Source organism: Paenibacillus sp. cl141a (assembly GCF_900109305.1).
GTDB lineage: Bacteria > Bacillota > Bacilli > Paenibacillales > Paenibacillaceae > Paenibacillus_AQ > Paenibacillus_AQ lautus_A.
In genome coordinates this window covers 186,158-207,275 of sequence record NZ_FNZO01000011.1, presented here as the reverse complement: position 1 = coordinate 207,275, position 21,118 = coordinate 186,158, and the positions used below count along the sequence as shown (strand labels likewise).

18 protein-coding genes are annotated in these 21,118 nt (G+C 53.2%); 6 read left to right on the top strand and 12 right to left on the bottom strand.

From position 1 onward, the window contains the following. Positions 1 to 58: 58 nt before the first annotated feature. The 8 genes from BMX45_RS25015 to BMX45_RS24980 form a co-directional block, all read right to left on the bottom strand. Complete coding sequence (locus BMX45_RS25015) at positions 59 to 892, bottom strand: carbohydrate ABC transporter permease (protein ID WP_090912800.1); 834 nt, start codon at positions 890 to 892, stop codon at positions 59 to 61. A 29-nt stretch (positions 893 to 921) separates the two neighbouring features. Further along, positions 922 to 1,872 (bottom strand): carbohydrate ABC transporter permease, encoded by a 951-nt coding sequence (locus BMX45_RS25010; protein WP_090912799.1) that lies wholly within the window; start codon positions 1,870 to 1,872, stop codon positions 922 to 924. Positions 1,873 to 1,902: 30 nt separating this feature from the next. After that, the gene (locus tag BMX45_RS25005) at positions 1,903 to 3,225 is read right to left on the bottom strand and encodes an ABC transporter substrate-binding protein (RefSeq protein WP_009591115.1); all 1,323 of its coding nucleotides are present in this window, start codon (positions 3,223 to 3,225) and stop codon (positions 1,903 to 1,905) included. Positions 3,226 to 3,366: 141 nt separating this feature from the next. Further along, entirely contained in the window at positions 3,367 to 4,920 is a 1,554-nt protein-coding gene (locus BMX45_RS25000; protein ID WP_090912797.1) for a response regulator, read from the bottom strand. Beyond that, positions 4,895 to 6,673, bottom strand: coding sequence for a sensor histidine kinase (locus tag BMX45_RS24995; protein WP_090912795.1), 1,779 nt, complete (start codon positions 6,671 to 6,673; stop codon positions 4,895 to 4,897). Before BMX45_RS24995 ends, BMX45_RS25000 begins: the two co-directional genes overlap by 26 nt. Before the next feature lie 323 nt (positions 6,674 to 6,996). Further along, positions 6,997 to 8,172 carry an NAD(P)/FAD-dependent oxidoreductase gene (locus BMX45_RS24990; RefSeq protein WP_009591109.1) on the bottom strand — a complete coding sequence of 392 codons (1,176 nt, stop codon included), beginning with the start codon at positions 8,170 to 8,172 and terminating at the stop codon, positions 6,997 to 6,999. Positions 8,173 to 8,204: 32 nt separating this feature from the next. Next, positions 8,205 to 8,675, bottom strand: coding sequence for a DUF1641 domain-containing protein (locus BMX45_RS24985; protein ID WP_009591098.1), 471 nt, complete (start codon positions 8,673 to 8,675; stop codon positions 8,205 to 8,207). A gap of 269 nt (positions 8,676 to 8,944) precedes the next feature. Continuing rightward, positions 8,945 to 10,258 carry a polysaccharide deacetylase family protein gene (locus tag BMX45_RS24980; protein WP_090912793.1) on the bottom strand — a complete coding sequence of 438 codons (1,314 nt, stop codon included), beginning with the start codon at positions 10,256 to 10,258 and terminating at the stop codon, positions 8,945 to 8,947. 167 nt (positions 10,259 to 10,425) lie between these two features. On the opposite strand from BMX45_RS24980, the gene BMX45_RS24975 reads away from it, so the two are divergent. After that, positions 10,426 to 11,274, top strand: a complete 849-nt coding sequence (locus BMX45_RS24975; protein WP_090912791.1) for a pirin family protein — start codon at positions 10,426 to 10,428, stop codon at positions 11,272 to 11,274. A gap of 146 nt (positions 11,275 to 11,420) precedes the next feature. On the opposite strand, the gene bcp is transcribed toward BMX45_RS24975, so the two are convergent. Beyond that, positions 11,421 to 11,903 (bottom strand): thioredoxin-dependent thiol peroxidase, encoded by a 483-nt coding sequence (gene bcp / locus BMX45_RS24970; protein WP_012819045.1) that lies wholly within the window; start codon positions 11,901 to 11,903, stop codon positions 11,421 to 11,423. A 130-nt stretch (positions 11,904 to 12,033) separates the two neighbouring features. Between bcp and BMX45_RS24965 the strand changes: the two genes are divergently transcribed. The 5 genes from BMX45_RS24965 to BMX45_RS24945 all read left to right on the top strand — a co-directional run bounded on the left by BMX45_RS24965 (position 12,034) and on the right by BMX45_RS24945 (position 17,405). Beyond that, on the top strand, positions 12,034 to 13,122 hold the full coding sequence (locus BMX45_RS24965) for an LCP family protein (RefSeq protein WP_090912788.1): 1,089 nt from the start codon (positions 12,034 to 12,036) through the stop codon (positions 13,120 to 13,122). 80 nt (positions 13,123 to 13,202) lie between these two features. Next, the gene (locus tag BMX45_RS24960) at positions 13,203 to 14,519 is read left to right on the top strand and encodes a glutamate-1-semialdehyde 2,1-aminomutase (RefSeq protein WP_090912786.1); all 1,317 of its coding nucleotides are present in this window, start codon (positions 13,203 to 13,205) and stop codon (positions 14,517 to 14,519) included. Positions 14,520 to 14,692: 173 nt separating this feature from the next. Next, positions 14,693 to 15,565, top strand: coding sequence for an aminoglycoside 6-adenylyltransferase (locus BMX45_RS24955; RefSeq protein WP_090912783.1), 873 nt, complete (start codon positions 14,693 to 14,695; stop codon positions 15,563 to 15,565). A gap of 303 nt (positions 15,566 to 15,868) precedes the next feature. Next, complete coding sequence (locus BMX45_RS24950) at positions 15,869 to 16,468, top strand: RNA polymerase sigma factor (RefSeq protein ID WP_090912781.1); 600 nt, start codon at positions 15,869 to 15,871, stop codon at positions 16,466 to 16,468. 76 nt (positions 16,469 to 16,544) lie between these two features. Beyond that, on the top strand, positions 16,545 to 17,405 hold the full coding sequence (locus tag BMX45_RS24945; protein ID WP_254778251.1) for a DUF4367 domain-containing protein: 861 nt from the start codon (positions 16,545 to 16,547) through the stop codon (positions 17,403 to 17,405). Positions 17,406 to 17,684: 279 nt separating this feature from the next. On the opposite strand, the gene BMX45_RS24940 is transcribed toward BMX45_RS24945, so the two are convergent. The 3 genes from BMX45_RS24940 to BMX45_RS24930 form a co-directional block, all read right to left on the bottom strand. After that, positions 17,685 to 19,133 carry an ABC transporter substrate-binding protein gene (locus BMX45_RS24940; protein ID WP_090912777.1) on the bottom strand — a complete coding sequence of 483 codons (1,449 nt, stop codon included), beginning with the start codon at positions 19,131 to 19,133 and terminating at the stop codon, positions 17,685 to 17,687. Positions 19,134 to 19,264: 131 nt separating this feature from the next. After that, on the bottom strand, positions 19,265 to 20,131 hold the full coding sequence (locus BMX45_RS24935) for a carbohydrate ABC transporter permease (RefSeq protein ID WP_090912776.1): 867 nt from the start codon (positions 20,129 to 20,131) through the stop codon (positions 19,265 to 19,267). 1 nt (position 20,132) lies between these two features. Continuing rightward, positions 20,133 to 21,068: a carbohydrate ABC transporter permease gene (locus BMX45_RS24930; protein WP_090912774.1), complete on the bottom strand. Its 936-nt coding sequence runs from the start codon at positions 21,066 to 21,068 to the stop codon at positions 20,133 to 20,135. Between the last annotated feature and the right edge of the window lie 50 nt (positions 21,069 to 21,118).

Below are 21,118 nucleotides of genomic sequence, written 5' to 3'. Positions count from 1 at the left end.
ACCGTAAGCGGGGTTCCTTTGTACAAAGGAACCCCGCTTACGGGCTGCTCAAGCTGGCCTATCCCTTAATCCCGGATAACGTAACGCCTTCAATAATATATTTCTGCCCGATGATATACACGATGAGCACCGGGATGAGCGCAATGGAAGCCCCCGCCATCATCAGCGTCCAATCCGTTGCATACATCCCCCGGTACAAATTCAGCATCATCGGCACGGTAAACTTATCCGTGCTGCTGAGAAAAATCAGCGGGTTAAAGAAGTTGTTCCACATCCCGAGGAAGGTAAATATCCCGAGTGCCGATAAAGCCGGCTTGATTAGAGGAATCATGATCCGGGCGTAGATCGTCCAGCGATTCGCACCGTCCACGATGGCCGCCTCTTCCATTTCCTTCGGAATGCCCCTGAAGAATTGTCGGAGCAGAAATACCCCGAAGGCGTTCAGCAGCGCAGAAGGAACGATAATTGCCAGATGTGTATCCAGCCACCCGATATTTTTCATGATCAGATATAGCGGAATAATGGTCACTTGTCCCGGCACCATCATCGTTGCCAGAAACAGGACGAACAGCGGCTCCCGGAACGGGAACGTGATTTTGGCAAAAGCATAAGCCGCCATGGAGCAGGTAACCAGCTGTGAAACCACCACGATGATATTGATGTAGAAGCTGTTGAAATACGCGCGCCCGAACGGCAGAGCCGTCAGCGAATCCTTATAATTGGACCAGATGAACGGGTCTGGAATCCATTTGGGCGGCACGACGAATACTTGCGACAAATCCTTGAGCGAGCTGAGCACCATCCACACAAACGGCAGGGCCATCATGCAGGCGCCTAAAATCAGCACGATATGCAGCACCACGGTGGATATCCTTAATCCCCGATGTATCATTCGTTTTCCTCCTTCCTAGGTTCGAACCGTCAGTCTTCGTAATGCACCCACCGCTTGGACATCTTCATCTGGAACAAGGTGAGCGACAGAATCATCACGAACAGGATGACCGCCGACGCCGTGCTCTTGCCAAAGGTAAAGTCCGCAAAGGCCGTCTCGTAGATGTGATAGACAAGCGTATAACTGGCCTTCGCCGGTCCGCCGGAGGTCATGACAAACGACTGGTCGAACACCTGAAAGGAACCGATGATGGACATGATCGTTACGAAAAAGGTCGTCGGGGACAGCAGCGGTATCGTAATATGGATCAGCTGCTGCCATTTGCCGGCACCGTCAATCTCGGCCGCCTCGTAATAGCTTCTCGATATGCCCTGGAGTCCGGCCAGGAACAGCACCATGTTGCCTCCCAGCCCCATCCAGACGCTCAGCAGGGCAATCGAAGGCATCACGTACCTGGAATCCGTCAGCCAGGAGGGGCCTGTTATCCCGAACCACTGCTGCAGGTACATGTTAATGAGGCCGAAGTCGGCGTTGAACAGCCACATAAACACGACGGCTACGGCGACGGACATCGTAATGTTCGGCATGAAGTAGATCAGCCGGTACAGAATCTTTCCGCGAACCCGGTTTAAGCCCACCGCCACCAGCATGGCGAGAACGATGCCGGTCGGTACCGACAGAATCGTGTAATACACCGTGTTCACCAAAGCGATGTGGAACTCCTCATCCTGAAGCTGGGACACGAAATTTTGGAGTCCGATAAACTTCTTCGCCCCCATGCCGTCCCAGTTCATCATGCTGATGACAAAAGCCGAGATGAGCGGAACCAATGAAAAAGCGATCAAACCGATCATCTGGGGAAAGATAAAAAAGTACCCCCACAAACCGTCGGACGTCTTGCTCTTTAAGGTTGTTCTCCTCTCCGGAAACCGCTCCGGAGAAGGAGCGGCTCCGGAGTTTCCTGCAGGCTGCGTGTTCATTTCATCTCACCGTTCCTCCCCAGAGCTGGATCAATTATTGCCGCTCTTGTAATCCTGAATTTTCTTGTTGGCCATATCCTGTATATCCTTCAAGGAGCTTTCAAGCTCCTGATCTTTCAGCCACAGTGCCTCGAACTTGGACGTTATATCCTGGCTTAGCCCGGGAATGCCCGCCTCGAACGGAGTCAGGGAATACCCGATCTCGCGCGCGTCCAGGAATAACTGGGCATGCTCCGGCAGATTCCCTTCCAGCACCACCTCATCCGTTCCCTGTACCGACGGGACGGCATTGCCGCCGCCCTGCAGGCGGAAGCGTTGGCCCTCTTTGCTTACGTACTCGGAGAAGAAGGTGTATGCCGCTTCCTTATTCTTCGATGCCTTGTTCATCACCATGTATGCGGTCGGGATACCGGCCGGCTCGATCTTATTGCCGGTGTTGGTCGGCCATGTGACCACGTCATATTCAAGTCCTTGATTCTTCTTGAACAGCGGCAGGTACCAGCGGCCTGCAGCAACGAATCCGACCTGGTTGGACATGAACATGGCATCCCCGCCTTGCCCTTTGGGAAGCGTGCCGGAGAAAGTGATGTTTTTGGATTTCACGTTGTCGTACAGGAAGCGGAAAGCCTCCATCGCCTTCGGATCCGAAGCCGCTACGAAATTCCCTTCGTCGTCGTACACCCGGCCGCCGTTGGAAGTAACCCAGCTGTGGTAGCTGTTCCAGGAGTTATCCAGCACGTAGCCGTACTTTTTGCTGTCCCTGATCTTGTCCGCCATCTCCTTGAATTTGTCCCAGGTCCACTGTCCGTTCGCCTGAAGATCGGCCGGCATCTCGGTTATCCCTGCTTCCTTCAGCACCTTCTTGTTGTACCACAGCACCATCGGGTTACAATCCACCGGTACCCCGAAGATCTGGTCATCCCGTACGGCTGCGCCCCACAAGCCTTCGAAATAATCCTCTTTCTTGATCACGCTTTCCGGAGCTTCCATATACGTCGTCAAATTCTCAATGCTCTGATTCTCGATCAGTTTCACGACCAGGGCGTCGCCTGCATAGAAGATATCCGGAGCCGTCCCGCCTGTTAATTGGGTTAATATTTTCTGATCATACTCGCCCGGAATCGGAATAAATTCGACCTCAATGTCCGAGTGATTCTTATTAAATTCCTTCGTCAGCTCCTGAAAGCGGCTAAGCTCGCCGGGATTTCCCCAGGTCGCCCATTTGATCTTGACCTTCTCGCCGCTTCCGGACTCCCCGCCCTCTGATGTTCCGCCGCCTCCACACGCTTGGAGTATGGATGATAGTAGAAGAATGATTGCAAGCAATGACCCTCTCACCTGTTTCCTTGTCATTTCATTTCCTCCATTCAAACCAGATTTGGACTCGCTGGCATAGCTTTTGTAAACGCTTTAATTATAAAATTTTGGCAAAAAGCTTTTGAACGGATTATGTTCCGAAAAAGTGGTTTCTTTTCCGATCCTATGAAATCCCCCTTATTTTCGATGCTGTCCCTGGTACTCAGCTGGCGTCATGCCTACCATCTTCTTGAACAGCTTGCTGAAGTATTTCACGTCATTGAATCCGGAACGATCCGCCACTTCATACACACGCAGCGATGTTGTGGAAAGCAGCTCCTTGGCCCGTTTCAGCCGGAGATCAATGACATAGTCAATGAAGTTGTGTCCCGTGACGCGCTTAAACAATTCGCTAAAATAGTTGCGGCTGACGGCCACTTCGTCCGCCACCTCCTGCAGGGAGATCGGCTCGGTAAAGCGCGCCTTAATATATTGGACGGCCTGCAGCACGATCCGCTCATGCAGCGTGGATTCCGGTACAGGGTGGCGCATGGCTTCCTCCCGCAGCGCATGGAAGCCTTGGAGCACCAGCTTCTTCACTTCCTCCACCGTGCGAAGCTTGCCCACCTCCCCGATCTGCGGAAGCGGCGGGCCGCCGGGAAGATGAAACATAGCAAGTAAGCTCAGAAGGTCCTCTGCCTCCCGGAGGACCGCCGGCTTCTTCATCCATCCGGGACGCCAGCGCTGCATAATGGACTGCAGACGTTCCTCGCTGATGTCCATGTTCCCGACGGTCAGCGCGGCCCTTAGGGCATGCAGCTCGGCAGCCGGCCGCTTCTGAGCCGAATCGGCATCGGTCAGGGGGAGCTCCTCTGCCCGCAATATCTGTTGAGCTGGATGAAAGAAGAGTCCCTCCAGGCTTTCAGCGGCTTCTCTAAACGCTTCTTGCAGCTTATCCATGCTGTTATATCTCCTGCTGAGTCCCATCGTGCTCCGGATCGGCAGGCGGATAGCTCCTTCGTCCCCTGAAGCCTGCCTGTTTGCTTCATCCCTTAACGGTAAGCAGACGGCGATCCGGTCCGTTTCCAGCCGAGCTGCCAGCGCCTCCGGCGCCTGGTCATATAACTGTCCCATGAACCGTTCGATCTCCTCCTGCCAATCCTTTGGCTGTACCCCGGCCGCGGCAGCGCCCAGGTCCGAATCTAGCTGGAGCACGGCCAGCAGATACGGGCCGTTATGGTTCCATGCTTCCAGCTTCGCGAGTGCATCCGCCTCACCGGACAGCGCCTGAAAGAGCATTTTTCCGGCGGCCTTCTTCTTATTCAGCCGCTGCTGCTGCTCATGCTCGGTCAGAATCCGCTGCAACTGCTTCTCCTCTTCCAGCTTCAATCGCATGTGATCAAGCACGGCGACCAGGGAGTCCGCGTCCAGCGTCGGCTTGAGGATATAATCCGATGCGCCAAGCCTGATGCCTTCCCGCACGAATTCGAAATCGCTGTGACAGCTGAGCAGCAGTACCTTCACCCAAGGACAAAGTTCCCTTGTCCGCCGGGTCAATTCCAAGCCGTCCATGACCGGCATCGCGATATCCGTGATCAGAATGTCCAGATCCCCGTTTACGATCCACTTCATGGCCCGTTGTCCATTGGAGGCCTCCCCGACAAGCCGGTAACCGTATTTCTCCCAATCGAAGGTCGAGCGCAGTCCCGTACGCGCGATCGCTTCGTCATCCACGAGCAGCACTCTGTACATAATCGTCCCCCCTTTGTTTCGCGAACGTGACCGTGACCCTCGTTCCTCCGCCTTCCGTGCTCTCCACCCATACCCCGTACCTGCTGCCGTAATACAGCTGGACCGTTTGGTGAACATGACGCAGGCCGATATGGGTCATGCCTTGCTTGGAGTGATCCTGCTCATACGACAGCAGTCCCTTGATCCGTTCAGGCTTAATGCCGATTCCGTTGTCCTCGATCCGCACCATGACATCCTGCTGCTGCAGTGTGATCCGGATCTGAATGACGCCCCCTTCATCAAGCGGGGTAATCCCGTGAAAGATCGCATTCTCCACGATCGGCTGCAGCAGCATCCGGGGAACGTGGAGATCCTCCATGTCCTCGGAGCAATCGATCTGCAGCTCGATTGGGTGGTCATAACGGTAATTCTGGATGATCATATATTTCCGAAGCAGCTCCAATTCATCTCCAAGCCTTATAAACACACCGTTGCGCTCCAGGCTCCCCTCCAGCAGATGAACCAGGGCCGTAACCGATCGGTCCACGTCATTCGTCCGATTCAGCTTGGCCATCCAGCGGATCGAGTTCAGCGTATTGTAGAGAAAATGGGGATTGATCTGATACCGCAGCGCGCGGATTTCGGCTTTTTTCTTCTCGGACTCCTCCGCCGCGATCCGTCTGATGAGCAGATCGATCTGCTCTATCATTTTGTTGAAGCTTCGGCCCAGCTGACCGATCTCGCTGGGTCCTACATTCTTGCTGCGGACCGATAAATCGCCCGCCTCGCTTCTGCGCATTAAGCGGCTCAGCTGAACGAGCGGATTACCGATTCTCCGCGTCATGAAATATCCGATGCCGATCGCGGCCAGAATCGATCCGAATACGATCCAGACCGTGAAACTCCGGATGCTGGCGGAATCGGCCGTCAGCTCCTTAAGCGGCACCATGCCGACCACATGCCAGCCGTTGTTCAGGCGCGAGGGGATCATCAGCGTTTTGTTGTTATTCAGGTTGTATTCCGTCAAACCCGAGGGCAGCTTGATCCGGGACTGCTTCCCGTACATCGAGGGATCGGGATGGTAAAAGTAACGGTTCTCGTCGTTCGCCACGTACATATACCCCGTGTCGCCGAATTGGACATGGTTTAATTCATCGATCAGGACATCCCCCATAATTTCGATGAACATCACCCCGACGATCTCCCCCGTATCCCAGCTCCGGATTGCCCGGCCCAGCCCGAACACGGGAAATCCCATTCCCGTTTGCTTCAGGTAGGAGGTATCCGACAAGCCGAACCATACCGCCTGCCCGTTCGCCTCCAATATCGCCCGGTACCAGGGAGAATCCCACTGGTCCGGGATGGACATCAAGGAATCGGCGCTCAGGACCGAATTGTTCCGCTGCACGTCAAACACGTATACGTCCAAGATCTCCGGCGAATTAATCATGATGGACGTCAGCAGGTCCTTCCCCTCCTTCACCTTCAACGTCAGGTCGTATTTACTGATATCCTGATCCTCCAGTATGCCGTGAACCACTTTGCTGTTCAGCACCATCATCGAGGAGTCATCCAGTTTCTTGAAGAACATATTCAGCTTGTCGCTGACTTGGGTGATCGTGAGGGAAGCCACTTTACTGACCTGCTCCTCCACGATCGAGGCCGATTTGTGATACGAAAGGAAACCCATGATGAGAACCGGGAGTGTTGTGCCGATGAAAAAAAACAAAAACAGTTGAATCACGATCGAATGAAGACGACGGTATCCCCGCATACATGCTCCCTCCTGTTTCATGAAATGAAAATTGCGAACCATTTGAGATAGCGCTTACATAACTATCTGACCTTCTTTCTTCTTCGCTCTGGACGCTCATCCATTCTGCCTTTCTTACCTCCTTCTCCCACATCCCGTCGGGAGCGACGCCCGGGAATCCCTTCCCTGCTTGCATCCTCGCTTCGGGTGTATCCATCGTATTATGTTTTCCTGACGTTGTCCCTAAGTCCATGCGCTTATGTTTGGGCTGCGCAATAAAAAAAGATGGACCCGAATAATTCGGGTCCATCTCTTGTATTTGGATATAATGTCGCCTTCCAGGCTTAATAAGCCAGCGTGAACAAACCGTTGATGTGGGACAGGTAACGCATGTTACTTGCTTCCTTCATCAAGGTTGCAGGCAGACCTTTCAATTGGGTTTTGTTGGCGCCGATGGTGCCGATGGCGTCTTTACGTCCCAAACTGCCGAGCGTACCGGAGAATACCGGATTGAAGGAAGCCGGTGCGCCGCCGTTCAATTGAGCGAAGATGTTGTAGCCGATCAGCTCGCCCATTTGCCATGCCAGCTGTGCCGTTGGCGGGTATGGACGGCCTTCCGGTCCCATAACAACCGCGCTGTCGCCGGCAACGTATACGTCAGGATGGGAAGCGGATTGCAGGAATTCGTTGACAACCGCACGTCCGCGGTTGACTTCGATGCCGCAGTTAGCCACAACGGAGTTGCCCTGTACGCCGCCAGTCCATACCAAGGTGCTGGTTTCAATCGTGCTGCCGTCTTTCAGTTCAACGGTCGTGCCGTCCATTTTGGTAATCGGCAATCCGGTCAGGAAGTTCACGCCGCGTTTTTGCAGGCTTGTTGTCGCACGGTCAACCAGTTCGGCAGGGAAGCCCGGCAGAATGGAAGGAGCTGCTTCAACACAATAAAGCGTGATTTCTTGTGGGTCGATACCGTATTTGCGAGCCAGTTCGCTTCTCATATCGGCATATTCGCCAACAAGCTCAACGCCTGTCAAGCCGCCGCCGCCAACCACGATGGTAGCGTCCGCTTTGTTTTTGGTTTTGCTGTATTCCGCAATACGGGACTCGACATGAGCACGCAGACGGTTAGCATCGTTCACGGACTTCAGAATAAAGCTGTTCTCTTGCAGTCCCGGAATGCCGAAGAATGCCGTTTCGCTGCCCAGTGCGATAACCAGGGCATCATAGGTAAAGTTTCCGCCATCGTCGAGGGAAACCGAACGCTCATCCGGCTTGATTTCCTTAACGTTGCCGATGCGCAGGTCAACGTTCGCGCCGCGCAGAAGCTTGTCGAGCGGCAAAGCTACTGCCTTCTCTGCGATGTTGCCTGCTGCCAGACGGTGCAATTCCGTAATGATCTGATGGGTTGGGAAACGGTTGATCAGCGTGATTTTTGCGGCAGCACCAAAATGCTCGCGTGCAGAAAGCGCACTAAGCAAGCCGCCATAGCCTCCGCCCAAAATTAAAATATGTTTAGACATGACCATCCTCCGTTCTTCGTATGATTTATGGATTAACGCTTGTTTTGTTGGTCGCGCTCGTTAAGAACGTCCAAAAAAGCCTGAGCATAGCGAAGACCCTTTTGAACCTGAGGATCTTTCAGCATTTTCATCAGACCAAATACGCCGATCTGAGCTTGGTCGCCTTGAGCGTGTACGCGGTCTCCGGCTTCGATGGCTGCAGATGCAACGCTTTTTGCTGTTGTCGTGATCGGCTTCGCGAATCCGCTCAGGGAAGCCATGGTGTCTTCCGCTAGCACGGGATCCGTAGCTACGGATTTACCAAAGTCATACGCCTTAGTCATGACGGTCAGCATTTCCGTAAGTTTTGGAAGATTGTCCACGAGAGTTGTGAGGGATTCCTGAACCTCGGGCTTGAGCAGTTGTTCGAGCAGCACATCAGGACGGCTGGACGCCGCAGCTTCTTGGTTTCCTACAACATTTTCCGGAGTTTCGGACGGCTGTGGAGAAGATGTTTCTGTCATAATGAATTGCCTCCTTTTCTTTAAGTGAATTCCCAAGATGAACTTGGCGACGATCGTACCGGCTAGCTTTAATTTTGGGATAACCGGTATCTATTATGCATCACTTACAAAAGTGCGAACTTATGGGTGACTCACTATCGCCAAAAATAAAGCAGGGGGAAACTTCCCCCTCCTTTATCTGAAACAATCTTAGGGATTGTGATAAATATCTCTAAGTACTAGTCTATAACTTGTGAAGCATAATTACAAACATAAAATACAATTTTCGACTACAAAGTTAGAACGCGATACTCGCCTTCTTCATATGTCACTCTTGTAACAGGCCGGCCGGAAAAGTCAAGCGCTTCCCGAAGCGGAATCCAAGCGGTGCCGCCGATTAAATGAACATCGGAGGACACCGGTTTGCCGCCGGTTTGCATGGGGAACAGTAAGCCTCCCACCGGGTCGGCTTCCCAGCGATTCCCTGCCAGCGTCACCTGCACGGTCTTGTTGTGAGACTTCCAGGATACGCTTCCGCCAAGCCGCTCCACCAAAGCGCGCAGCGGAACCATCAGCCGGCCGTCGACCAGCTTGTATTCGCCTGCCGCAAACGCGGTTTCAAGCCCTCCGAATTCCACGGCCAGCATTCGCCCGGTCCCGAATAGCGCGGCGTTGACGGCGACGTGTTCGCGAATCCACTGCTGTGAAGGCTGTGAAGCCTTGCGGGCGGTCTGCTGAGCACGAAATTGTACGGGCTCGGTTTCCGGAGACAGCACGTCAAAGGCATAGCCTTGCTTTTTATAATAAGAAATAATGTCCGGCAGAGCTTTAACGCTTTCGGCATGGCCTTTACCGTCATGGAGAAGCACGATCGCCTCCTTGCCGTTCACTTTCGTGGTCGCCCCCTTTACGATGTCCTTAGCCGGGACGCCCCTATACCTGGAATCGCCGCTGTCGACGTTCCAATCGAATACATGATATCCCCCCTGCTTCATGTATTGAAAATAAGCTTCGTCGAAATGTCCGGCCGTCCCCCCGGGAGCTCTGACCAGCTGCGGCCGTTCCCCTGTAATCAAACGGATGATTTCTTCGGTTTTCTTGATCTGTCCCCAGAAATTCTGAAAATGCCCGTAGAGCTCGTCATAACGATGATCATATGTATGATTCCCGATCACATGGCCTTCCTCATAGATGCGGTTGATAATTTCGGGACGGGTCTCCGCCTCCTTGCCCAGTACAAAAAACGTGCCCTTGATTCCTTCCCGCTTCAAAATATCCAGCACGTCGAGCGTTAAATCCGATGGTCCGTCATCAAATGTCAGGTATACCGTTTTGTCGCTAGGCTTCTTCTTATATTGAACAGGTGCGGCGTTCACGGCCGATGGTTTCTTGAATGCAGCGGTGGCGACCGGCTTGCTTGCCTCCCGGGTCTTTGCTTGAACATTCTGCTCTGGCCCTGCTGTCAGGGGTGCCGCTGCTAAAGGGGCCTGCTCCGCGTAGTCTGCCATCGGCGCTTGAACCTCAAGTCCCATGCCGATCATGATCAGCACTGCCACAACGCCGAAGAATACCGCTATCGATGTAACCCGCACCATATTTTTCATTATCAACTCTACCTCCATCGTTTCTATGAGTTCGGCTTCCTGATAGATTATATGGAGGGCGATTCAAAAAAAGACTAGAATCTGATATTTTCTTACGTCCCTTGATTCCTATTCACATTACTAGTAAACTGAATTCAAATCCAGAACTCGGAAGGGATGATAGACATATGAATCACCAAGCGGTCATTCAGCGTGATATTACGGAAGTCCGGGATGTCGTTCTTCGGCGGCACAGCTCCATCCATGCCTCAGGACCCGTCATCGAATTTGGGAACTGGAGCAAAGCCGATCCGTTTCTCGGGATGATGGAGGACAAGTTCCAGGCCGGTTCATTCGACGACCATCCCCATCGGGGAATCGAAACCGTTACTTTTGTCATCGATGGAACCGTTGAACACTATGACAGCCTCTCCAAGGGCGGCGTGCTGGGGCCTGGGGACGTGCAGTGGATGACGGCAGGAAGCGGCGTCATCCACAACGAAGTGCCGTCAGAAGGCATAACGGCCCAAGTCCTGCAGCTCTGGATCAATCTGCCCCGCGAGCAGAAGATGACGACTCCCCGCTACCAGAACCTGAAAGGCGCGGATATGCCGATCCGACAAGAGGATGGCGCGGTCGTGCGAGTCTTCTCCGGTTCTTCCGGCGATGTCGTATCCGCCACCCAAAATCATGTTCCGGTTACGATGGTCGAGGTGCTGCTGGAGCCCGGCGCGTCCATCGCGCAGGACCTGCCCGGCAGTTATAACGGCTTCATCTACATCCTTGAGGGCAGCGGAACCTTCGGAGGCAATGGCGTAAATGCGGCTAAAAGCCAGGTGTTGTGGCTGGGCGCTGGAATCGACGGAAAACCTAGCGAAATACGGGCAGCGGCTGCGGAGCCTCTTCGCTTTGTTCTGTACGCAGGCGAGCCGTTGCGGGAGCCCGTGGCGGCCCGCGGTCCCTTCGTCATGAACACGGAGGAAGAAGTGAACGAAGCCTTCCGCGAATATCGGACGGGTACGTTTTTGAAGTTCTAAAGTTCTGATTCATTCAGGCTTGCCAAATCCTCTGATTTAGGTGATAAGCCCCTCATTCGAGGTCTCTGCTTGCATTATATATTCAAAAAAAACGGTCCCTCGGCATGCCTGTTCAGGCATGCCGAGGGACCGTTCTTCATATATAGCTATGACAGCACGGCTGCGAGAACCGCTTCGACATGGCCTTTCACTTTCACCTTCCGCCACTCGCCGGCCAGCTTCCCCTTCTCATCAATCAAGAAGGTTGAGCGTACAATACCCATATATTCACGGCCGAACATCTTCTTCATCTGCCATACGCCGAACATTTCGCTTACCTTATGCTCCTCATCAGACAAGAGCAAATAGGGCAGGCTATGCTTATCGATGAATTTGGCGTGGGATTTCAGCGGATCGGGGCTGATCCCGATCACAACTGCGCCGGCTTGCTCCAACGCACCATAGTTGTCCCGGAAGCTGCAAGCCTCCTCGGTGCAGGTTGGGGTCATATTTTTCGGATAGAAGAACAGCACGACTTTGCGCCCACGAAAATCGCTTAATGCTACCTTCTCCCCGTTCGAAGCCGGAAGTGAAAAATCCGGCACCTTGCTTCCAATCTTCAACTGCTTTTGGTCTGCGATAAGGCTCAACTCCTGCTATACGGACTTTAGGCCCGTAAAATTGATTGTCTTTTCGAAAAAAATTATAATAGAATGAATGTCGAATATTCAAATGTTCTATCGAATTTATTCATCAGCGTAATCCGAAAGGAAGAACCCAATGACCAAAAAAACAAAGAAGACGATTATATGGAGTGTCAGCATCATACTGGCCGCCGTCATCGGTTACGGCATCTATTATGCGGCCTCGTTTTATGACGGCTTGCAAAGTCTTCAGAAAACTGGCGAAGCCTCCCCTTTTCGGGAAATCGAGAAGGTGGATGCCAAAGTCCCTGCCCCGCCGGAGTGGGAAGGCAAGGAGACGGTTAACATTCTGCTGATGGGCGTCGATGCGCGCGGTTTCGAGGAAGGGGAAATTCCTCGTTCCGACAGTATGCTTGTTGCCTCGATTGATCCCCTAAAGAAGAAAATGCACTTATTCTCTATTCTGCGCGATACTTACGTAGAAATACCCGGGTATGACCGAAACCGAATCAATACGGCCATCACGCACGGCCCGAACACGGCCATGAAGGCGGTAGGCGATCTGCTGGGCATACCGATTCAATACTACGTCTATACGGACTTCCAAGGCTTCATGAAGCTGGTTGATTCCGTCGGCGGGGTTGATTTTTACGTGGAGAAGGACATGAGTTATTCAAGTAAAGCGGACAAGAACGAGTACGACATTGATTTGAAGCAAGGCATGCAGCATCTGGACGGCAACGCGGCACTGCAATACGTTCGGTTCCGCTATGATGCGATGGGCGATTTCACCCGCACCGAGCGGCAGCGCGAGCTCCTGAAGGCCGTAGCCAAGAAAATGCAGACCACCACTTCCATCATGAAGCTTCCGGACATCCTGAAGTCCGTCAGCCCTTATATTGATACGAATCTCGATGTCGAGGATATGTGGAAGCTTGCGAACGTCGCCTACAAGAGCAAAATGAGCGGCAGCGAGCAGGTACCTCCGATGAAACTCCTGAAGGAAGAGCATATCGGCGGCGCGGCCGTCTTAACGGTCGGCAATCCGGATACGCTGAAGCAGTATATCCAGGACATCATGAACCCGCCGACGCCAGACCCTGAGACCGAAGGCGGCGAAGGCACGGAAGGTGATTCCGGGAACACCGATACCGGGAATACCGACTCCGAGAACAGCGACTCTGAAAGCTCCGCAACACCATCTGCGACAACGGATCGCAACTAATACACTTACAGCAATCAGGACAGGGCGCTACGTCAATCTAGCTTCCTGTCCTGCTTCATGAAGAAAGGAAGTTTACTATCATGTCAACCTCAAGAAACCGTTCCGAAGCCCTGTATCAAGAAGCGCTGCAGCATATCGTAGGCGGCGTAAACAGCCCCTCCCGTTCGTTTAAAGCCGTAGGCGGCGGTGCCCCCGTCTTCATGAAACGCGCAAGCGGAGCCCACTTCTGGGACGAGGACGGCAACCGTTATATCGATTACTTGGCGGCTTACGGCCCGATCATTACCGGACACGCCCATCCGCATATTACGGCGGCGATCACGGCGGCTGCCCAAAACGGCACCCTATACGGAACGCCGACGGAGCTTGAAATTACCTTGGCCAAAATGCTGAAGGAAGCCATCCCTTCCATGGACAAGGTACGTTTCGTCAATTCCGGCACCGAGGCCGTCATGACAACGATTCGGGTCGCCCGCGCTTACACCAAGCGCAACAAAATCATCAAGTTCGCCGGCTGCTACCATGGCCACTCCGATCTGGTCCTCGTGGCTGCGGGCTCCGGGCCTTCCACGCTCGGCATTCCGGACAGCGCCGGCATCCCGGCCAGCATTGCCACGGAAGTCATTACCGTTCCTTTCAACGATCTGGAAGGCCTGCGCGCTGCCCTCGAAGCATGGGGCGAAGATGTGGCCGCCGTGATGGTCGAGCCGATCGTCGGCAACTTCGGAATGGTCATGCCAAAGCCGGGATTCCTCGAAGGCCTGTGCCAGATGACGCACGACAACGGGTCGCTGGTCATCTATGACGAAGTTATCAGCGCCTTCCGCTTCCATTACGGATCCACCCAAACCTATGCGGGTCTGGCCAATCACGAGGCGATTCAGCCGGATCTTACGGCTCTCGGCAAAATCATCGGCGGCGGACTGCCGATCGGCGCTTACGGCGGCCGGAAGCACGTGATGGAGCAGGTTGCCCCGCTCGGCCCGGCTTATCAGGCGGGAACCATGGCTGGCAATCCGGCCTCCATCGCGGCCGGAATCGCCTGCTTGGAGGTATTGCAGGGCGAAGGCGTGTATGAGGAGATGGAGCGCTTGACCATCAAATTGACGGAAGGCCTGCAAGTGTCCGCAGACCGCCATGGCGTTCCGCTCACGATCAACCGCATCCGGGGCTCCTTCTCCACGCACTTCTGCGATCATCCGGTAACGAACTATGACGAAGCGCAGGATACCGACGGCGAAGCCTTTGCGGCCTTCTTCCGCCACATGCTGGACCGCGGCGTGAACCTGGCCCCTTCCAAATACGAAGCCTGGTTCATGACCACGGCCCATACGGATGCGGACATCGAGGCAACGCTTGAGGCCGCGGAGGAATCTTTTAAGGCAATGAAGAATTAACCTAGATAAATTCAAAGAACGCGAAAGGAGATTTCCTCATGAAAAAGCTGTTGAACAAGTTATAACCTGCTCCACATCCATGCCATGCTTCTGCGATCCGGATCCGTGGACCTCCTGACCTGTTCGATTCGAATCGTCGGTAGTCCAAATACGAATACGGAGGCTACGAACACATGAGAAGCGAGCAAGAAATGATGGATTTGGTATTGGGCTATGCAGCCCGCGATGAGCGGGTTCGGGCCGTGACCCTGGAAGGCTCCCGAACGAATCCCAACGTGCCTAAGGATATTTTTCAGGATTACGACATCAGCTTTCATGTTACGGATATGGAGAGCTTTATCCAGGATCCAAACTGGATTGACGTCTTCGGGGAACGGTTGATTCTGCAGACGCCGGAAGATATGGACCTGTTCCCTCCCGACCTTGGAGGCTGGTTCTCATACCTGATGTTATTTACCGACGGGAACCGGATTGACATGACCCTGATCCCCATCGAGGAGAAGGAGAAATACTGCAAGGAAGACAAACTGATCCGGATCTTAATGGATAAAGATCAAACCTTTCCCAAGGTTCCTGCTCCGTCCGACGAGGATTTCTGGGTACAGCGTCCGTCGGCGGCCTTTTTCGAGGATTGCTGCAACGAGTTCTGGTGGGTATCCACGTATGTCGCCAAAGGCTTGTGGCGTGAAGAAATCCTGTATGCCCAGGACCATCTTCACAACATCATGCGTCCGATGCTGATGAAAATGCTGGAGTGGCAGGTGGGCACACAGACCGATTTCTCGCTCAGCGTGGGCAAGAACGGCAAGTACCTGAAAAACTATATGTCTGCGGACAGCTGGAACGAGCTGATGTCCACCTACCCTCGCGGAACCTACGAAGAGGTGTGGGAGGCGCTGTTTACGATGGGAGCGCTGTTCCGCAGAACCGCGCTGGATGTCGCCAAGCAGCTGGGCTTTGAATACGATATGGGGCAGGATCAGCGCGTAACGGGCTTCCTGCAGCATGTCCGGCAGCTGCCGGCGGATGCGAGCGAGATCTACTAAGATTTGCGGGACGTTGCGGTACCCTTGATTCCCAATATCGAATCAGCCAATCGGGCTTAACGAGGACGGACTCCCGGTCCAAATGAAGCTCCGATTGCTGAGGAAATGAATCAGCAGAGAGACGCCACTCCGGCGTCTCTTTTTTTATTCTGCAGAATCTCATCCTAGCAGCGTCCCCTTCCCTACTCCTACTCCTACTCGATTTTGCCAAATGCACGCTCCTGCCAATAATATTTATTGAATCCGTTTGTCACATTTGTCCTTTGCCCAAACGTAATACAAATTGTAAAGGGGTGAAACCACTTGGATGTACCAGCATTCCATCAGATCGTTGCTGATGTTTTGAAGGGAGAGATCGACAAATATGAGCTGATCATGAACCGATTCCATAAAGCCATCTTCAACTATTGCTATCACATGCTCGGCGACTATGCCGAAGCAGAAGATTGCACCCAGGAAGCTTTTTTGAAAGCTTACCGCAATCTATCTAAATTCGAACCGGACAAGCCCTTCGAAGCCTGGCTTTACCGCATCGCCTGCAACCAATGCATCGACTTGCTCCGCAAGCGAAAACTATCTCGATACCTCCCCTTTCTATATCAGAAGGATCAGGATAACAGGCATGTCGATCAGGTCATCGAGCACAAATACTATAATCCTTCTGTGCTCCGGGCGCTGGCTAAGCTGAGCGCCGAGGAACGAAGCCTGCTCATCCTGCGCTGTGTTGAGGACAAGAGCTATCATGAGATCAGCCTTATTTTGCAACAAAACACAACCTATCTAAGGAAAAAATTTGAGCGGGCCGCAGCCAAGTTCCGCAAACATTACGCCATCGCCGAGGGGGAAGAAACGAATGAGCATGGAAAACGGCCAAGACCTGAAACCACTCTTTCAAAGGGTTGAGCCGCCCGGGACGGTCCTCCAGAAACGTGTCATGAACCAGATTCGGAAAAAACAACTTAAAAAGGAGCGATTTTTCGTGAAATACAAAGTAAGCATTCTCATGATGGCCGGTATGCTGCTTACCGCGTCAACCGGATTTGCCGCAGTACAGTACCATTCCTTAACTAACAGCAAGGGAGAAGTTCTTTATGAGGAAAAATCGAACGCTCAGGCGCCTTCGCCGAAAAGCTATTCGAAAAAGGAACTAAACCGCATACATCTCATGAACACCATCTGGGACGAACAGATCCAGCCGGGCGAAGCCGCCATCATTTATGTCGTACCGGACAATCCCGAGCACGTCATCGACATCAAGTCCACTCCGCATGCCGTCAAGGATTTCGCCAAGCTGCAAAACATGGTGAATGTGCCTGGCTTTCCGCTAGCCAAGGAGCTGTCCGGTTCGGGCACATATTCGTTCACAAACGCCAACGTGCACATGGAGCGTGAGACTGACGTGAACCCGCTGACCGAGCAGGAAAAAGCCGACATCGCCAAAAAGCTGCATGAGAAAGCCAAAGCTTCCGGGAAGGACTACGCGCTGATGCCGGTGAAGTTCACCGATCAATTCTGGCTTTCGACGGTATATTATGCCAGCGGCAACAAAAATGTCTCCCTTACCATTCTGAATAACGGGGACCACGGAAGCGTGACCTCCTACTGGGATGAGAACACGGGCATGACCAGCCGGAAAATCGTGATCAACGGGCAGGACGTGCTGCAAAAAACGTGGAAAGGCGGAAACTCGGCGGAGCTGGCGCAGCTGGACTGGGTCTATGAAGAACCAACCACTGGTCATCACTACATGTTTTCGCTCAACGCTACCGCAAGTGACATCGCTGTCGAAGAGTTGATACGCATCGCGAAGACGATCATTCCGAAGGCGGATTCCAAGTAAGCCGCATGGTTCTTGGCTTAAGGCCGTCATAATAGCAATCATTAGACAATATGGCTCTTTTCTCGTTGGAACGCTGAAAATGAAAGATAATACAAAGAAAGTTGCCTGTGGGGGTAGAGAATCGGAACACCAATCAGGCGGCCTTGCTTGAAGGGCTGAACTTTCGCCCGGTTTTAGCAACTATTGCCAGGGATATGAGAAAGCGAAAGAGAGACGCCGCTCCGACGTCTCTCTTTTGTACTGCCATATTCCCCAATCCCATCCTGGGTAGCCTCTTTCCTACTTCTGCTCGATCTTATCAAAGAAATTCTCCTGAACCAGTTTGGCCGTTTCGTCCAGCTGCTTCTTGGAATCCGTGCCTTCCTTCGAGAACGATTCCTGCACCACGTTGGACATGGCCGCATAGTAATCCTGCGTGCCGAATTGCGCTTCAGGCTTTCCTTCCAACAGGCTGAAGAGCTGTGGATCATATTCGTAGACGTTGTCGTACTTATCGTAGATCGCCTTCACCTTCGCCGCATACTCCGAATCGTCGCTGAAATATTCCAGCGGCGTCGGCACAAAATATTTGCCCTCGGCCTTGCGGGCATTGATTGTATCTTCCACCGATTTCAGCGCATCATCCGTAAAATAATCAAACGTGATATAGCGGAATGCCATTTCCTGTTCTTCCTTCGTGGCATTCGGATTGATGACCAAATAGTTGCCGCCCAAAATGCCGTGGTGCGCTCCGCCTTTCTCCATCGCAGGCATCGGATACGCAAGCACGTCCTCTGGCTTCATGCCGCCCTCGTTCAATGCCGGCTGGATCACGTCAAATGCGCCTGCAATGACCATCGCCGTCCGTCCTTGCTGGAACGAGCTGACGGCATCGCCCCAGCCGAGAGCCCAGTCCTGCGGAATGGCGTTTGCTTCCCATCTCAGCTTCTTGTAGAAATCCAGCGCCTTCACGCCGGCTTCCGAGTTAAACACCGCTTTCACTTTGCCGTCCTCGTTCACTTCGATATCCCCGCCGGCTTCGAACAAGAAGTTGGTCCAGTTCCAGCCTGCTTCATTGCCCTTGCCCATCGGCGCGATTCCGGAGATGCCGGCCTTCGGATCCGCAGCGCCTTTCGCCGTGTTGTACATATCGTCCCATGTCCAATCCATCGGCGGTACGGGCACGCCCTTCGCGTCCAGCAGCTTCTTGTTCACGATCGTAGACGTGATATAACCGTTCTGCGTAACGCCGTACACCTTGCCGTCCACGATGAATTGATCCTGCAGCACGGGATTCATGTCGTCCTTGTACTCCCATTCGTTCCAGAACTCCGTAATGTCGGCCACCCAGCCCCGCTCCACGAGCAGCTGTGCCTCCGTGGCCCAAGTGTTATAAAATGTCGGCGCTTCGTTCGAAGCCATCTTCACCCCAATTTCGTTGACGCTGTACTGCCAGTCGTCCTTCACGATGGTCACGTTCGGATATTTCGCCTGGAAACGGGCGATTTTATCATCCTCCTGCTGACGCAGCGTTGTATCATCCGGCAGCGGATAGTGAATCTTGATCGTGATCTTTTGATCCGCGATATCCTCCTTCGGCTCTTCCGTCTGCGTTGTAGCCGTCCCGCCCGAATTGGCGGTGCCTCCCTCTTTATTCGTGACCTCCGGCGCCGCTTTACCGCCGCCGCATGCGGCGAGCAAGGAGCTGAACAGCATAAGGCAGATCAGTAATGCTGAGAACTTGCGCATGGATACTCCCCTTTTCCTTATTGAAATAATGATGTCCTTTCCTCTCTCCATCATAAAAGCCAAATCCGGAAAGGACGATGTGCATTCATATGACGATCGTGTGCAGTGCTACGATGTGTACCGCTGCCGCCCTACCCTTTGACGGCTGAGAGGCTGACGCTGCGCATGATGAATTTCTGGAACGCCAGAAATACGAAAATCGGCGGCACCATCACCATGAACAGGATCGAAAATTTAACGCTGCTGTCCAGGCTCCTTGCGTTGATGACATACTTGTAAATGGCCGTAGCCAGCGTATATTTGTCCTGGGTCTGCATGACGAGCGACGGCCAGAACCAGTCGTTCCATGCCGTGGAGAATGTAAAAATCGCCAGCGTCGCGAAGATCGGAACGGATAGCGGTATGGCGATCCTTAGGAAGCTGCTCATCTCCGAAGCGCCATCGATGCGGGCCGCCTCGAAGATCTCCGGGTGAATGCCGTCGAAGAAGTTTTTGATCAGCAGGAAGAAGTACGCGTTCGCTCCGGCCGGCAGCCAGAAGGCCCAGTAGGAATTCAGCAGGCCGAGCTCCTTCAAATTGACGAAATTCGGAATCATGTAACTCGATGCCGGAATGAACAAGGTCATTAGAATGAAGAAATAGATGGCCCGGTGATACGGAACCCGGATGCGGGAAATGCTGAAAGCCGCCATGCCCAGCACCAGAATCGTGACCAGCAGATTACCGCCGAAAATGAGCAGCGTATTCTTCAGAAACATCGGCAGGTCGATGTATGCCCACCCCTTCGGGAAGTTCTCCCAATGCCATTCCGACGGAAAAAAGCGCGGCGGAAACGTGTTGATCTCCTGATTGCTCTTCAATCCGTTGAACATCGTCATGCCGATCGGGTACAGCATCGTGAAGGTCATCACGGCAATGCACAGCACCATAAACCCGTAAACCGCCTTATTCCACGGTTTTCTCAAATCCGAAGCGGACAGAATGCCTCTCTCTTTCATCCTAGTACTCCTCCCTGTTCATCTTGAATTGCAGGATGCCCAGCAAACTCAGCACAAGGAACATCAAGATGCCCATCGCGGTTCCGGCCCCGTAATCCAGTTGGTTAAACGCATATTTTACGGTAAGGAGCGCATAGGTGAGCGTGGCCTTGTTCGGTCCGCCGTCCAGCATCGCCAGCTGCGATTGATACGCCTGTGACGTGCCGATCAGCTGCAGAATCAGCATGAGCACAATCAGATTGCGCATCGAGGGAAGCGTGATGTATTTAATCCGGGCCCACACGCCGGCACCGTCGATTTCGGCGGCTTCATACCAATCCTTCGGTATGCTCAGCACTCCTGCCAGATAGATCAGCATCGCCGATCCGAATTGCTGCCATGTCTCCATGACGACCAGCGACACCATCGAGAAGCGGCTATCCGATATGAACGATACCGGCTCTGCCCCGAAGAAGCCGAACAACGCATTGACCGGACCCACCGGATCGTACATCCATCGCCACATGCCGTAGAGCACGACCCCGGGCACGACAAACGGGAGATACGCGGCAATCCGGGCGAACCCTTGAAACAGCTTCAGCTCCGAGATGGCAATGGATGCGGCGATGGGCACCCAGAAGCCGATGACAAGCGTTAACAGCATGAAATACAACGTATTCCTGACCGATAGCAGCAGGTCGGGATTGCTCAGAACGTTGGCGTAATTATCCAAACCGACAAAGGTATTGCCTTTTACGAAATCGATATGAAAAAAGCTGTAAAAGATCCCTTTGAAAATCGGCACCCATAAAAAGACGATAAAGATCGCTATGGCCGGGACAAGGAACAAATACCCCCATATATACTTCCTCCACAGCGGCTTGCGCTTATGTTCCTTCCGGGCGCGGCGGCCGGGCTCGATCCGAGCCTGGCCTTGTGACATGATCGTTTCTTCCATCCGACTCCCTCATTCCTTTATTCAATGTCTAGCTTTTATTGTAAAAAAGC